Source organism: Microbacterium sp. LWH7-1.2 (genome assembly GCF_038397755.1).
Lineage (GTDB): Bacteria > Actinomycetota > Actinomycetes > Actinomycetales > Microbacteriaceae > Microbacterium.
The window spans coordinates 2,452,812-2,466,340 of sequence record NZ_CP151637.1; the positions used below are offsets into that span (position 1 = coordinate 2,452,812).

Sequence of the window (13,529 nt, forward strand, 5' to 3'; positions counted from 1 at the left end):
AAGACCACCAATGAGCACGATTGTCAGCGTCGACACCCAGGATGTTCGCTTCCCGACGTCGCTTCATCTCGACGGCTCCGACGCCATGAACCCCGACCCCGATTACTCGGCCGCGTATGTCACGGTCCGCACCGACAGCACGGACGGTCTTGAAGGACACGCGTTCGTGTTCACGATCGGCCGCGGCAACGACGTGCAGGTCGCCGCGATCGACGCGCTGCGCGGACACTTTGTCGGCGCCGACGTGGAGACTCTCCTGTCGGACATGGGCGGCGTGCATCGAGCGCTCATCCGCGATTCCCAGCTGCGCTGGCTCGGGCCCGAGAAGGGCGTCATGCACATGGCGATCGGCGCGGTCGTGAACGCACTGTGGGACCTGCGCGCGAAGCGCGCCGGGCAGCCGTTGTGGCAGCACCTGGCGGGACTGAGCCCGGAGGAGATCGTCTCCCTCGTCGACTTCCGCTACCTCACCGACGCGCTGACCCCAGGGGAGGCGCTGCAGATCCTGCGGCGGGCGGAGCCGGGACGCGCCGAACGGATCGCCGACCTGACGGCCGTCGGCTACCCGGCATACACGACATCACCGGGCTGGCTCGGCTACTCGGACGAGAAGCTCGACCGGCTCTGCCGGGCTGCCGTCGCCGACGGGTTCCCGCTGATCAAACTCAAGGTCGGAGCGGACGTGGACGACGATGTGCGCCGCCTGCGCATCGCACGCGACGCCGTGGGACCCGACTTCCCCCTCGCCATCGACGCCAACCAGCGCTGGGATGTCGCCGACGCCATCCGCTGGGTGAACACGCTGGCCGAGTTCCAGCTGGCGTGGATCGAGGAGCCCACCAGTCCCGACGACATCCTCGGTCACGCCGCCATCGCCGCAGCGGTCGCCCCGGTCCGCGTCGCGACCGGCGAGCATGCCCAGAACCGGATCATCTTCAAGCAACTGCTTCAGGCCGACGGGATGCAGGTGATGCAGATCGACGCGTCACGTGTCGGCGGCATCAACGAGAACATCGCGAACCTGCTGCTGGCCGCGAAGTTCGACGCCCCGGTCTGCCCCCACGCCGGCGGCGTCGGCCTGTGCGAGGCGGTGCAGCACCTGTCGATGTTCGACTACGTCGCCGTGTCGGGCACCATGGACGGACGGATGATCGAATACGTCGATCACCTCCACGAACATTTCGTCACCCCCACGCGGGTCGTTGGCGGTCGATACCAGGCGCCGGTGGCACCCGGAGCCGGCACTGAGATGTGGCCTGCGTCGCTGGACGTCTACACCTGGCGCGGCGCGCACCCATCGGTGACCGTATGAGCGCCGCCGCGGGCGAGCAGTGGGCGCCGATGGTGGAGGTGTTCCACCATGCGTGACGTGCTCCGCCGTCTCGGGCCGCTGGGGTTCGGTGTGCCGCGCGGTTCGGCAACCTCCCCGTAGAGACCGACAACAAGGCCGGCATCGCTGCCGCGGACGCGGCGTGGGGGCACGGCATCCGGTACTTCGACGCCGCCCCGCAGTTCGGACTCGGACTCTCCGAGCGGCGGCTCGGCGCCGCGCTGTCGACCCGGTCGCGTGATGAGTTCGTGGTGTAGACGAAGGCCGGCCGGGTGCTCGAGCCATCCAGACCGACTACCGTCCGGGTGACCCCGACGATGTTGGTTTGTGGTGCCGTGCGTAATCACAGATAGAGCCGGGAAGTGTCACCACCAAACACCACCGGAACCTCACCGATGTCTTGACCCCGAAATGTCGCCGATGTCCTGAGACATGACACCGCCACTTGGGCCAGATGAACGTCCCTCTCGGACGGTTTGGATCTGCCCATTCTTCGTTCCGTGGCGCAGCGGCCCCTCCTCGACCGAGACGGAGACTCACTCATTCGGGTGAACTTCGCCGGCGCGAAGCGAGAGGGGCAGTCCGTTGCATGAGAGGATCCGATCATGCGTCGACCCGGGCCTGCCCGCGCGGCCGCGAGCATGGTGATCGCTGCGGCCCTCGCTTTGACAGCCACCGCCTGTGCGACGGGTGCCGACGACTCGCCGGCTCCCGCCGATCCTTCGCTCATCGCCGAGAGCGCGAGCAGCTGGGCAATCGCGCCCGAACTCGTCTTCACTACCGTGGTCGTCGGGTACGACCTCGCGCCGCAGTCGGTCGGACCCAGCAACTCGGAGGGGATGTCGGCGACGTGGGTTGACTCGAGCACAAGCGCGATGCTCACCATCCGCACCGATCGCGGGGAGTTCACGCCCGCGATCTGTGCGGCGACACCGCTGGAGGAGGCGGTCGACGCGGCGGTGACATGTGCCGAAGCGGACGGCGTGTGGCATCGATCAGCAGGGGACGTCCACGAGTACGTCGCGGTCCGCGGCGACGCTCTCATCCGAGTGAGCGGCGTGGGCGCACCGCCCGCAGACCTGCTGGCGGCGGCGCAGGCGGTTCATGTCCCGTCGACGACTGAACTCGCGATGCTCTTCTCCGATGCGCCGGCACATCCCACGGCGCCGGTCGAGCGCGGCGATCTGCCCGAGAATGGCGACGGTGCGCCGATCGACCCGACCGGACCGGGCGGCTGAAACCCGGCCCCGACGACACACGCGTCGCCCGGTTCCCGCCCGCCCCTGCCGATCCCGAGGCGGCGCGACAGCTTCTGCCGCTGCCTGCGCCCAGTACACTCGCCCGGGTCCGCTGGTTCGCTGGCACCCATCAGAGGAGAAGGAATGCGTCGTGGCCTGATCGGTGGCGCTGTGCTCGCCGTCTTGTGGTTCGCGTTCGGTTGGACGCCGTTCGTGCTCCAAGGTGCGGGCGGGAGTCTGGCGACCCTGGCTCAGCTCATACCGTCGCCGATGCGGTACGGCATGTTCGGACTGCCGGCACCGTGGGTGGTCCTCGTGCAGGTGCTGACGGCAGCCGTACTGGTCGCGGCGTTTGCGGTACTCGCCATGTCGCTCGCACCTCGCGGGCGCTTCACGTTCGCGGCAGGCTGGCTGGCCGCGGTTCTCAGCGCGTTCCTGATCGGCGCGAGCCTCGATCTCGGGAACCTCTTCGTCTGGATCGGACGATTCGGGGTCCGAGGCGCACTCGGCACCATGGGCGCCGCGCCCCTCACGGTGTGGTGGGCGGTCCTCGTTGGATGGATCCCGTCTCTGGTGACGATGAGCCTGCAGCGCGGACACGCGGTCGAGACGGAAGCGGGCGCGGGGACGGATGCCGCACCCGCTCGCCGCTCCCGAGTCTCGACGTCCGTCGTTGCGGCGGCGTTGGTCGCCGCAGTCGCGGTGATCGCGCTGCCCGTCGCCGCGCAGGCCGGCAGCGCAGCCGCACAGGAGCAGCTGCGCCAGGAACAGGCTGACGCCCAAGCCGGCGCGGACCCGGACGGCGCCGCACTCGCCGATCCCGCCGCATCCGGAGCCCCCGTACCGTCTGCCGCACCCACAAGCATCGAAGCTGCCGACGGCGCCTGCACGGCCGAGAAAACGACGATCCTGGCCCCGGCTGCAGATGCCGCGACCGGTCACCGCGGACAGGCGCTGCAGCTGGTGAACACCTCCGACGCCCCGTGCGTCGTCAACGGGTATCCGGACGTCGCCTACGGCGACCAGAACGGCCACCTCCTGGAGGTGACGGTCGAGCGCGGCCACTCATTCATGGCCGAAGACCCCGGCCCGGAGCCGATCACCCTCCAGCCCGGTGAGGCCGTGTTCGCCGTCATCGGGTGGGATGCCAACTCGGTCCACGGACAGTTGGCCGCCCGCAGCCTCTGGGTCGCGGCATACCCCGGTGCGGCCCGGCTCACCTGGGAAGTCTCGATGGACATCATCCCTGGCACGACGGTGCATGTCACGGCATGGCAGGTTCGCAATCCCGCCGCCGGCTGACGCGTCGCGTCCGCCCGCCACGTGGCAGTGCGCGAGCTTCTCGTCGCGTGGACCCAGCTCGGGTTCGGACACATTCCCTTCCTTTTCGATGACTGCACGAGCACACGTCGTGTGAGCGACGCTGGGAGCGCAATCGACCATTGCCCCGGCACTGCATGTTGGGTATCGTGCGTTTGGATAACGATTGCCTTGATGCGATCCATCGTGTTTCTTCATCAGCCGGGTTGTCCAAACCCGGCCGGCAATCGTTCCATCCCGTGGCCCCCTCAACGAAGAAGGTGCTGATCATGAGTCAATTGCAAGCAGCCTCTCGGAGCTCCGCGCTCCGAAGAGTGCTCACCCTCGGGACCGCGGCAGGCGTCGCGCTGAGTCTCCTGAACTCCGTGCCGGCCGGCGCCGCGAGCGATCCGGCGGGAGCGGGCACCTGTGAGGTGCAGTTCCACCCGACCGAGAGCGAGGCGGGCTTCACCCATCCCGGTATCGGGCTCACGGAGCCCATCCTCCAGAACGTCCGCACGCAGCTCGCGGCCGGAGCCGAGCCGTGGGCATCGGGCTTCGAGGCGCTCAAGCGCTCGAGCGCGGCGGCTGAGTCCGTAAGGCCTTCCAACGCCGCCGGCAACGACCCGACCAAGCCGAGCCGGACCGTCTTCGACGCGGGCACCCGAGGGATGTTCGAAGCCGACGGCCTGAAGGCGTACACCCAGGCCGTCCTGCATGTGCTCACGGGGAAGGCTGTCCATCGGGCGAATGCCCTGGCCATCATCCGCAACTGGGGACAGATGGATCCGACCAGGTTCTCGTACTACGTCGATTCGCACATCCACAACGGCATGCCGCTCTTCCGGATGGCCTCTGCCGCCGAGCTGCTGCGGTACACCACTTGCGGCGACCCCGCTCTCGTGCTGACCGACGCGGACGCAGATGCCTTCAGCACGAACCTGATCCGCCCCGCGATTGCGACGTTCATGTCTTCGCCGGACCGCTTCATGAACCAGCACAACTATCCGCTGCTGGGCTCCATGGCCGGATCGATCTTCATGGACGACAAAGACCTCTACGGCGAGAAGGTCGAGTGGTTCACCGTCAACGAGTCGGCCAAGGACGAGGGTTTCAACGGCTCGGTCGCACGGCTCGCCCGATGGGTCAACCGGAACGACAAGACCGGTGAGGCGATCGACGACCCGCACGTGCAGCTGACCGAGATGGGACGTGACCAGGCGCATGGCGGCGGCAACCTCACGAACTTCGCAGCCCTTTCGCGGATGATGCTCGCGCAGGGCACCGGGGTCGATCCCGTGCACGGCACGGTCTCGACTGCGGAAGACGCGGTCGGGCCGTACGAGTTCCTGGACGATCGCATTCTGCACGCGGCTGACTATTTCTGGCAGTTCATGTCAGGCCGCGACCCCGAGTGGACCCCGATCGCCTACGCGATCTCACCGGACGGCACGATCCGTGACACCTACGACCACATCGCAGACGGCTACCGCGGACGCTACGCCACCGCGAGCTTCTGGGAGATCTACTACTACTACACGTATGTGCGCGGTCAGAACGTCGCGGAACTCGCTCCCTTCTTCGCCGAGGCGTATTCCCAGCGCCCGACCCCGGTGCAGATCGGCTGGGACGGCCGCGACGGCGGCGGCGACTCCTGGATGTTCGCACCCGCCGAGGCGATCGGCGAGGTAGCGACGACGCCGAACTCCGATCCGGACATCCTCGAGGTCGAGCACCGCTACACCCACCTCGCAGGCGACGTCACGCGGGAAGACGGCTTCGTTCGCATGGGAGAGGGCTCGAAGATCGCCTATCTCAGCGGCGCCACCGCCAAACCCGAGCAAGCCCTCCGCGTCCGCACCGAGGGGAACGCCGTGATCCACCTCGGCGGCGTGAGTCATGACGACACCGTCCGGCGCGACACGTCGATCGTGGTTCCGGGCACGGCGGGCCAGTGGCGTTACGTCACGGTCCGACGCGCGATGGACAACATCCTCTTCATCGAGACCGAGGGGGCGACCGTCGACATCGACCACATCCACGCCGACGCCGAGGCCGATCTCGACGGCCCCGTCTTCCCCGAAGACGCGAGCGATCGAGTCGTCGGCTGGAAGGGAGCGGCGATGAGCCTGGATCTGTCGGCGACCGCTACCGAGGCCACGAGCTACACCGTGAACGGGCTGCCCGACGGCGCAGCGTTCGACGCGCAGTCCGGTGCACTGACATGGACGCCCGGTCGGACCGGTTCCTCGACGATGACCGTGGCCGCCGACGACGGCACGAGCGTCGCCGCCCGACAGGTCACGCTCGAGGTCGCGCAGAATCGTGCGGCCGCGATCGAGATCGCTCGGAAAGGCTTCGACGAGAATGCCGGGTACGAGTCCGCGACGGCGGCGACGTACGCGGACGCGGACGCGCGTGCCCGCGAACTCCGTCGCGACGGATCGGACGCCGAGTACCTTCAGTCGCTGGCCGATGTCGTCGCAGCGGTGGGTGGGCTGCGCCTGACATCTCCGAAGACTGAACTGGACGGCAGCCTGGACTACCCCGGGCTCGTCGCCTCCTCGACGGCGGGGGATCGCACCGCGCTGCTGGTCGACGGTGACAACCAGACCGGAACCGTGTACCCGCAGGCGGTGAACATGGCTCATGTCCTCGACTTCGGGGCCGACTTCCGGGTATCGGCCAGTGGGTTCGGATTCCAGAGCAACATCTTCGCGGACCGGCTCGCCAATTCGGCGGTGTTCGGCTCCAATGACGGTGCGAACTGGACACGACTGACTCCTGGCGCCACGGCGTTCACCCAGGACTTCAACACGCTGGACGTCGATCCGGCGTTGCAGGAAGACCAGTTCCGGTATCTGAAGGTCCAGATGCTCGAACAACTTCCCGACGTCCTCTACGGGATCATCCGCGGGGTGTTCGAGATGACCGAGTTCCGCATCTACGGCGAGCGACACGAGATCGGCAACCAGATCGATTCGGCCGTCGTCACCTCCCCCGACGCTGTTGCCAGGAAGGTGTCGGTGGGTGACACCGTGAACGTCACCGTGACGACGAAGCAGCCGGTCGAGGGCGTCACCGTCAACGTGATGGGCGTCGAGAAGACCGCCGCCTCCGAGGACGGCGTCACCTGGCTGGCCCCTGTCGTCCTCGACGGCGTCGCAACCGGTCCGGTCACCCTCGCCGTCGACTACACAGACGACGGCGTCGCCGGACCAACCCTGCACGGCGTCACCGATGGAAAGAGCCTGTTCGTCGGCGGCGCCCGGGATCAGCGGATCGATGTCGCGAGCGTGGGCGCGGTGGTCGCCTCCGACAAGCAGTGGCCGGGCAACGCCCTGCCTGCCGACGAGGTGGGCTACCTGCTGTTCGACGGCGACGCCAGCACGGCGGGCGACCTCATCATGGGTGAGGGCGCGTATTACACGGTGGACTTCGGCTCCGAGAAGTCGCTGCGACTCCGAGAGGTGTTCTTCCTTCCGCGTGAAGGCAGCAACGCCGCTCGAGCGAACGGAGTCCTCGTGCAGGGATCGCATGACGGCCAGACCTGGTCCGACCTGACTGCGCCGCTCGCGGGCAGCGCATCAGGCGTATGGATGCAGCGTGCTGTCACCGACGACGCGTCGTATCGCTACTTCCGGATCTGGAATCCGGTCCGCTGGCACGGCAATATGGCGGAGGTGCAGTTCTTCGGCGACTTCCAGTGACCCGGCGCTGAGCCGGGCGGCCGATGAGCCGTCGAGAGGGGTTCCGTCGGCGCGCAGCCCCCTCCTCGCCTAACCGGCGACGAGGCTGACGTGGTCGAAGTCGGCGTGCCATCCCTCGCCGTCCAGGTCTTCCGCGCGGATTCCGGCGAACGTTCCGGTGAATCGGGCGACCAGCGAATAGTCCGAGTCACGATCCCTTGCGCCAATGATGGATAGCGATTGCCGTTAATCGTGCACTTTTCGCGCGCTCTAGCCCAATGATCCATCCGCCTATCTCCCACTCGATATCAACGTCACATTGACATGGGCAGCGGAGCGCAATCATACTTGGATGACGTTATCCGTCCGATGCTCGGTGGGCCGATGACATCCCTGCAGCAATCCGCACATCGTGGGTGTGCGTCACGAAGGAGTGAACATGCGATCAGAACACCGGGGCGCCCTCGCCCTCACCGCGGGCATTGCCGCCGCCACCCTCCTCGCCGGGTGCAGCGGCACAAGCCCGACCCCATCAGCAACGGAGGAGACGGGGCCCGTGACGATCGATGTCTGGGGATGGGACCCGATCACCCAGCAGATCGTCGACGCGTTCAACGACAGCCAGGACGACATCACGGTCAACTATGTCCTGCAGCCGAGCAACACCGCCGCGCAGACCAACTTCCGCAACGTCATGGAGTCCCAGGACGACATCCCCTGCCTGCTTCCCGGCATCACTCCGCTTGCGACCTCGTTGGTGAACGGCTGGGCGCAGGACATCACCGAGTACGTCGAGCCGGTCGCCGATCAGTTCAACGCCGGCGCCTTGGCCAGCGCCAAGATCGGCGACACGTTCTACGGCGTCCCGACCGGAGCGTCGGCGCAGTTCATGATGGTCAACACGAAGACGCTCGCGGATCACGGCGCAGATGTGCCGTCGACCTGGGAGGAGCTTGTCGAGACGGGAAAGGAGTTGGCTCCTGCGGGTATCAAGGTCATCAATCTCGCGGGTGAGGACCCGTCGACGCTGGTGAACCTGTCTCAGCAGGCCGGCGCCAAGTGGTTCCAGATCGACGGCGACAGCTGGACGGTCAACCTCCACGACAAGGCCACACTCAAGGCCGCAGGCATTCTCCAGGATGTTGTCGACAACGACCTCAACTCCACTCAGACGTATCAGGACCGACCGGCGCTGTACTCCTACTTCGACAGTGGACAGCTCGCAGCTCTGCCCACGCAATGGTGGTCGCTGACCGGTCTGCAGACCAACTTCGTCAATTCGCTCGGCCAGTGGGACGCCGTCCCCCTTCCGCAGTTCTCGGGATCGAAGGAGCACCTCGCAACAGGTTTCGCCAACCCGGCCATCGTGCCGGTCGGCTGCGAGCACCCCGAGGCCGCCGTCGAATACGCCACATTCGCGGCCGTGGACCCGGCGGGTATCGAGGCGAGCCGGAACCCGGACACCGGTGCGATCAGCGTCCCGACCGCGCTGAAGGACGTATCGGAGTACACCGAGGCCATCGTGCCCGACAGACTCTTCGCGCAGTCCCCTGCGGAGGTCGGCGAGATCATCGCCGACGCGCAGGCTGACGTGATCGGCAAGTTCGAGCAGGGTCCGAACTACGACGCGTGGTTCCCCGAGCTGCAGGACCAGTGGGGCAAGTTCGTCGCCAAGCAGATCACCCTCGAGGAGGCCATCGCCAACGTCGAGGCCTACATCGCGACGGACCTCGAGAACAAGGGGATCGACTACTCGATCGCCAAGTAGACCCCCGACACATCAAGGAGAGGAGACGCGGATGTCTTCCGTAGCAGTGGTTCGTGATCGCGGGACTGATCCCTCGGCTCCGTCCGAACCGACCGGGCGCGGAGGATCCGCGTCTCCTCGCCGATCGTGGCGCCACCTCCAGCGGCTGAAAGGGGCGTCGTTCACCTGGCCTTTCTTCGCGGGTTTCGCGGTGTTCACCGTGCTTCCGGTCGTCCTGGCATTGGGCCAGAGCCTGTTTTCGGAGAAGTCCTCGGGCTTGGGGTTCGGTGGCGCCGAGGTCAGCTTCTCCGGTGTCGACAACTTCGTCCGCGGTCTCACCGACCAGATCTTCTGGGAGTCGATGCTCCGGGTCGGGATCTATGCGGCGATCGTCGTGCCCGTGACGCAGGTCGTGAGCCTCGTTCTGGCCCTGCTGGTCGACGCCGTCACGCGTCGCGTGGCCGGTCGCTTCCGCTTGTCGCTGCTGATCCCTTACATGATTCCGGGCATCGTGGCGACGATGATCTGGATCTACCTCTACAGCCCCGTGGTCGGCCCGCTCCAGCCGGTCTTCGATGCCTTGGGCCTCGACATCAATTTCTTCTCGGGGTCGATGATCTGGCTGTCGATCGGCAACCTTGCCCTCTGGGGGACCATCGGCTTCAACATGCTGATCCTGTATGGCGCGCTCCAGGCGGTGCCGCGCGAGCTCTTCGATGCAGCGCGCGTTGACGGAGCATCCGATTTCCGCATCGCGATGTCGATCAAGGTGCCCTACGTGCGAGGTTCGCTCGTCTTGACCGGACTCCTGTCCATCATCGGCACCCTGCAGATCTTCGCCGAGCCGACAGTGTTCCGCGCGGTGTCTCCTGAGACGATCACCAAGGACTTCACTCCAGCGATGGTGATCTTCAACCAGGCGTTCCAGGTCGGCAACCTCAACTACGCCGCCGCGCTGTCGATCATCCTCGCTGCCGTCGTCGGCATCGCCTCTGCGGTCATCTACCGCCTTACGAGCAAGGTCGACCAATGAGCCTTTCAGACATCAGCCTCGCGACCGTCGAGACGACCGAAGAGGTGAGGAGAGCGGAGCGAGCGGCCGTGCAGGCTGCCCGCCGCAACCGGCGACGCGGGCGTGATGGAGACGACGCGGGCACGGCCGTCGCGCGCGGCGGCTCGAAGTGGTTGGTGCTCGCAGGCTTGATCCTGTTCACCATCTACTCCGTCGGCCCGGCGTGGTGGCTGATCGTGTCGGCGACGAAGTCGAAGGAACAGCTCTACACGACGAACGGCCTCTGGTTCGCAGACTTCCACCTCTTCGAGAACTTGTACACGCTCTTCACGTATCAGGATGGCGTCTTCGGGCGCTGGCTGTGGAACTCCACGCTCTACGCCGTTGCCGGCGCGACCGGCCAGACGATCATCGCTCTGGCGGCCGGCTACGGCTTGGCGATGTATCAGTACCGCGGCAAGGGCACGTCGATGGCGTTCATCATCGGCTCCTTCCTGATCCCGGGCGCGCTGCTGACGATTCCGTCCTACTTGCTGTTCGTGCAGCTCGGGATCTACGACACCATCTGGGCGATGATCATCCCTGCGTTCTTCGGTTCCTTCTCTGTCTACCTCGCGAAGGTCTACGCCGAAGGCGCGGTGCCCGCCGAGCTGTTGGAGGCCGCCCGCATCGACGGCGCCGGCGAATACCGCACCTTCTTCAGCATCGGGCTGAGACTGCTCACGACAGCTGGAGCGACGATCTTCCTGCTGCACTTCGTCGGAATATGGAACGCCTTCTTCGGGCCGCTCGTCTTCCTCCGGTCACGCGACCTCTGGCCGGTCATGCTCGGGCTGTACTCGTGGCTCGGTCGCGGCATGGATTCCACCGTCGACCTCACCAGCCTGGTGATCACCGGGTCGCTGGTCGCCACCATCCCCATGGTGATCCTCATGGTCGCCATGCAGCGGTACTGGCGCGCCGGCGTCACCATGGGGAGTCTCAAGTGACGGCGTCGGCCGGACTCCCGCCCAACACCTTTCCATCCCAATCCACCTTCTGGACAGAGGAGTCCGCCATCGTCGACGAAATCGTCATGTCTGCCCGCTTCGGGTCGATCGATGCAGCAGCCGCCGAGGCAGAGGCGGCGGCAGAGGCAACGCGGATGCCCGTCGCCGACGTCCGCTGGTCGGCCCAGCGGCCGATCTCGCTGGCGTCGCTCGACGGTTCGACGATGCTCGGCCGCGACGACGTCCCGCTCGTCGAAGTATTCACGTCGCGTGAGCAGCGCGCCCGATCCAGCCAAGCGTACGTCCGGTCCGCGGTCGGAGCCCGCCTGCGCGTGCGCAAGGTCGTCGAGGACGCCGACGCGGGCGCGGACCGCATGGTGATCGAGCAGCACGACGATGCCTCGGGCCTCACCGTCACGACGACGTTGACCCGTCCCGCCGGGCTGAGCGCGGTGCGCATCGAGACGGTTGTGCACAACACCTCGAACGAGCCCGTCACCGTCACGGCGATCACGACGTCGTTCGGGATCAGGCAGACGGAACAGCTCGACGGCATCATCCTCGGGGTGGCCGCGAGCGAATGGCTCGCCGAGAACCGTTGGCGGGAGGTGCCGCTCACGGATGTCATGCCCACGCTCGATCTCGCCCTCCACGCGCAGGACGGACGTGGGCACTTCGGCATCACGAGCCGCGGTGGCTGGTCCAGCGGCGAACACCTGCCCACCGGTTTTCTCGTCGACGACGACTCGGGGGAGGCCGCCGCGTGGCAGATCGAGACGAGTGCGGGCTGGCACATGGACTTCGCGGCCACCCGCAACGGCGCGACGCTCTCGCTCCTCGGACCGGCAGACCTCGAGCATCACTTCGCCCACGAACTCGACCCCGGCGCCTCGTTCGAGGCCGTGGCCGTCGCCGTCGCAACCTCGACGAAAGGGCGAGACGGCGCGATCGCACAGCTGACGGAGTATCGCCGCTGGCTGCGCGGCGAAGCACGTCAAGCGTCAGATGCGCCGATCATCTACAACGACTTCATGAACACCCTCATGGGCCAGCCGACGACGGAGGCGCTCCTGCCGCTCATCCGTGAAGCAGCCGCAGCCGGCGCGGAGCTGTTCTGCATCGACGCCGGATGGTTCGCCGACCCGACGATCGGCGACTGGTGGGACACCGTCGGTGAGTGGACCGAGGCGCCCGCCCGATTCGTCGGCGGCCTGCGTGCGGTCTTCGACGAGATCCATCGGCTCGGCATGAGATCGGGAATCTGGCTCGAGCCCGAGGTCGTCGGGGTCAAGAGTCCCATCGCCGACTCGCTCCCCGACGAGGCCTTCTTCCAGCGGTTCGGGCAGCGAGTGCGCGAGCACGACCGCTACCATCTCGATCTGCGTCATCCCGCGGTACGGAGCCGACTCGACCTGGTCGTGGATCGCCTGGTCGCCGAGTTCGGCGTCTCCTATTTCAAGCTCGACTACAACATCAACCCCGGCGCGGGCACCGAATGGCGGGCTGCCGCACCCGGAGACGGCCTGCTCGGCCACACCAGGGCGCTCCGCGACTGGCTGGTGGGGATCGGTTCGCGGCATCCCGACGTGCTCGTCGAGAACTGCAGTTCCGGAGCGATGCGGGCCGACTACTCGCTCCTCTCGGTCACGCACCTCCAGTCGACGAGCGACCAGCAGGACTTCCTCCTGTACCCGCCGATCGCGGCGTCGGCCCCGGCGCACATCGTGCCCGAGCAGTGCGGCAACTGGGCGTACCCCGCGGCCGGCATGACCCCCGAGGAGATCGCGTTCACCATGGTCACCGGCCTCAGCGGCCGCTTGTACCTCTCGGGGTTCCTCGACACGCTCGACGAGGCGCAGCGCGCGCTCGTGCACGAGGCCGTCACCTTGCATCGACGTGACCGGCACCGACTGGGGTCGGCCATCCCGTTCTGGCCGCTCGGTCTGCCCGAGTGGGACGACGAGGTCGTCTGCCTGGGCATGCGCCACGACGATGGCCTGACGCTGTTCATCTGGGATCGCGGGGAGGAGCGGGCCGATCTCCTCCTTCCCGACGTGCAGGGGATGGCGTCCGTCGCCTATCCGAGCGCCCCCGCATCACCCTGGTCACTCGAGCCACGCGCCGATGGTCTCGCCGTACGCACATCGCCCGGGCCGACCGCGCGAGTAATCACGGTGGTGGGCCCCCGGCTCGGAGCCCGCCCGACCGGACGCGGAGCGTGACCA

General features: G+C 66.9%; 9 protein-coding genes. All 9 read left to right on the top strand.

From position 1 onward, the window contains the following. Window positions 1-10: 10 nt before the first annotated feature. The 9 genes from MRBLWH7_RS11430 to MRBLWH7_RS11470 all read left to right on the top strand — a co-directional run bounded on the left by MRBLWH7_RS11430 (window position 11) and on the right by MRBLWH7_RS11470 (window position 13,526). Window positions 11-1,312: an enolase C-terminal domain-like protein gene (locus tag MRBLWH7_RS11430; RefSeq protein WP_341994536.1), complete on the top strand. Its 1,302-nt coding sequence runs from the start codon at window positions 11-13 to the stop codon at window positions 1,310-1,312. 140 nt (window positions 1,313-1,452) lie between these two features. Next, window positions 1,453-1,587 carry an aldo/keto reductase gene (locus MRBLWH7_RS11435; protein WP_342002024.1) on the top strand — a complete coding sequence of 45 codons (135 nt, stop codon included), beginning with the start codon at window positions 1,453-1,455 and terminating at the stop codon, window positions 1,585-1,587. A 348-nt stretch (window positions 1,588-1,935) separates the two neighbouring features. Further along, window positions 1,936-2,568, top strand: coding sequence for a hypothetical protein (locus MRBLWH7_RS11440; RefSeq protein ID WP_341994538.1), 633 nt, complete (start codon window positions 1,936-1,938; stop codon window positions 2,566-2,568). A 144-nt stretch (window positions 2,569-2,712) separates the two neighbouring features. Next, window positions 2,713-3,870 (top strand): DUF4232 domain-containing protein, encoded by a 1,158-nt coding sequence (locus MRBLWH7_RS11445; RefSeq protein WP_341994540.1) that lies wholly within the window; start codon window positions 2,713-2,715, stop codon window positions 3,868-3,870. Window positions 3,871-4,025: 155 nt separating this feature from the next. Next, the gene (locus MRBLWH7_RS11450; RefSeq protein WP_341994542.1) at window positions 4,026-7,577 is read left to right on the top strand and encodes a putative Ig domain-containing protein; all 3,552 of its coding nucleotides are present in this window, start codon (window positions 4,026-4,028) and stop codon (window positions 7,575-7,577) included. Between the two features lie 535 nt (window positions 7,578-8,112). Further along, window positions 8,113-9,324: a hypothetical protein gene (locus tag MRBLWH7_RS11455; protein ID WP_341994544.1), complete on the top strand. Its 1,212-nt coding sequence runs from the start codon at window positions 8,113-8,115 to the stop codon at window positions 9,322-9,324. Between the two features lie 190 nt (window positions 9,325-9,514). Continuing rightward, a complete protein-coding gene (locus MRBLWH7_RS11460) occupies window positions 9,515-10,336 on the top strand; it encodes a sugar ABC transporter permease (protein WP_341994548.1) in 822 nt (273 codons plus the stop codon). Next, entirely contained in the window at window positions 10,333-11,304 is a 972-nt protein-coding gene (locus MRBLWH7_RS11465) for a carbohydrate ABC transporter permease (RefSeq protein ID WP_341994550.1), read from the top strand. Before MRBLWH7_RS11460 ends, MRBLWH7_RS11465 begins: the two co-directional genes overlap by 4 nt. 86 nt (window positions 11,305-11,390) lie before the next feature. Continuing rightward, window positions 11,391-13,526 carry a glycoside hydrolase family 36 protein gene (locus MRBLWH7_RS11470; protein ID WP_341994552.1) on the top strand — a complete coding sequence of 712 codons (2,136 nt, stop codon included), beginning with the start codon at window positions 11,391-11,393 and terminating at the stop codon, window positions 13,524-13,526. Window positions 13,527-13,529: the final 3 nt, after the last annotated feature.

Bases quoted from the DNA above. Each gene is read 5' to 3' on its own strand.
- MRBLWH7_RS11430 (WP_341994536.1), top strand. From the start codon at position 11: ATGAGCACGATTGTCAGCGTCGACACCCAGGATGTTCGCTTCCCGACG.
- MRBLWH7_RS11440 (WP_341994538.1), top strand. From the start codon at position 1,936: ATGCGTCGACCCGGGCCTGCCCGCGCGGCCGCGAGCATGGTGATCGCT.
- MRBLWH7_RS11445 (WP_341994540.1), top strand. From the start codon at position 2,713: ATGCGTCGTGGCCTGATCGGTGGCGCTGTGCTCGCCGTCTTGTGGTTC.
- MRBLWH7_RS11450 (WP_341994542.1), top strand. From the start codon at position 4,026: ATGTTGGGTATCGTGCGTTTGGATAACGATTGCCTTGATGCGATCCAT.
- MRBLWH7_RS11465 (WP_341994550.1), top strand. From the start codon at position 10,333: ATGAGCCTTTCAGACATCAGCCTCGCGACCGTCGAGACGACCGAAGAG.
- MRBLWH7_RS11470 (WP_341994552.1), top strand. From the start codon at position 11,391: ATGTCTGCCCGCTTCGGGTCGATCGATGCAGCAGCCGCCGAGGCAGAG.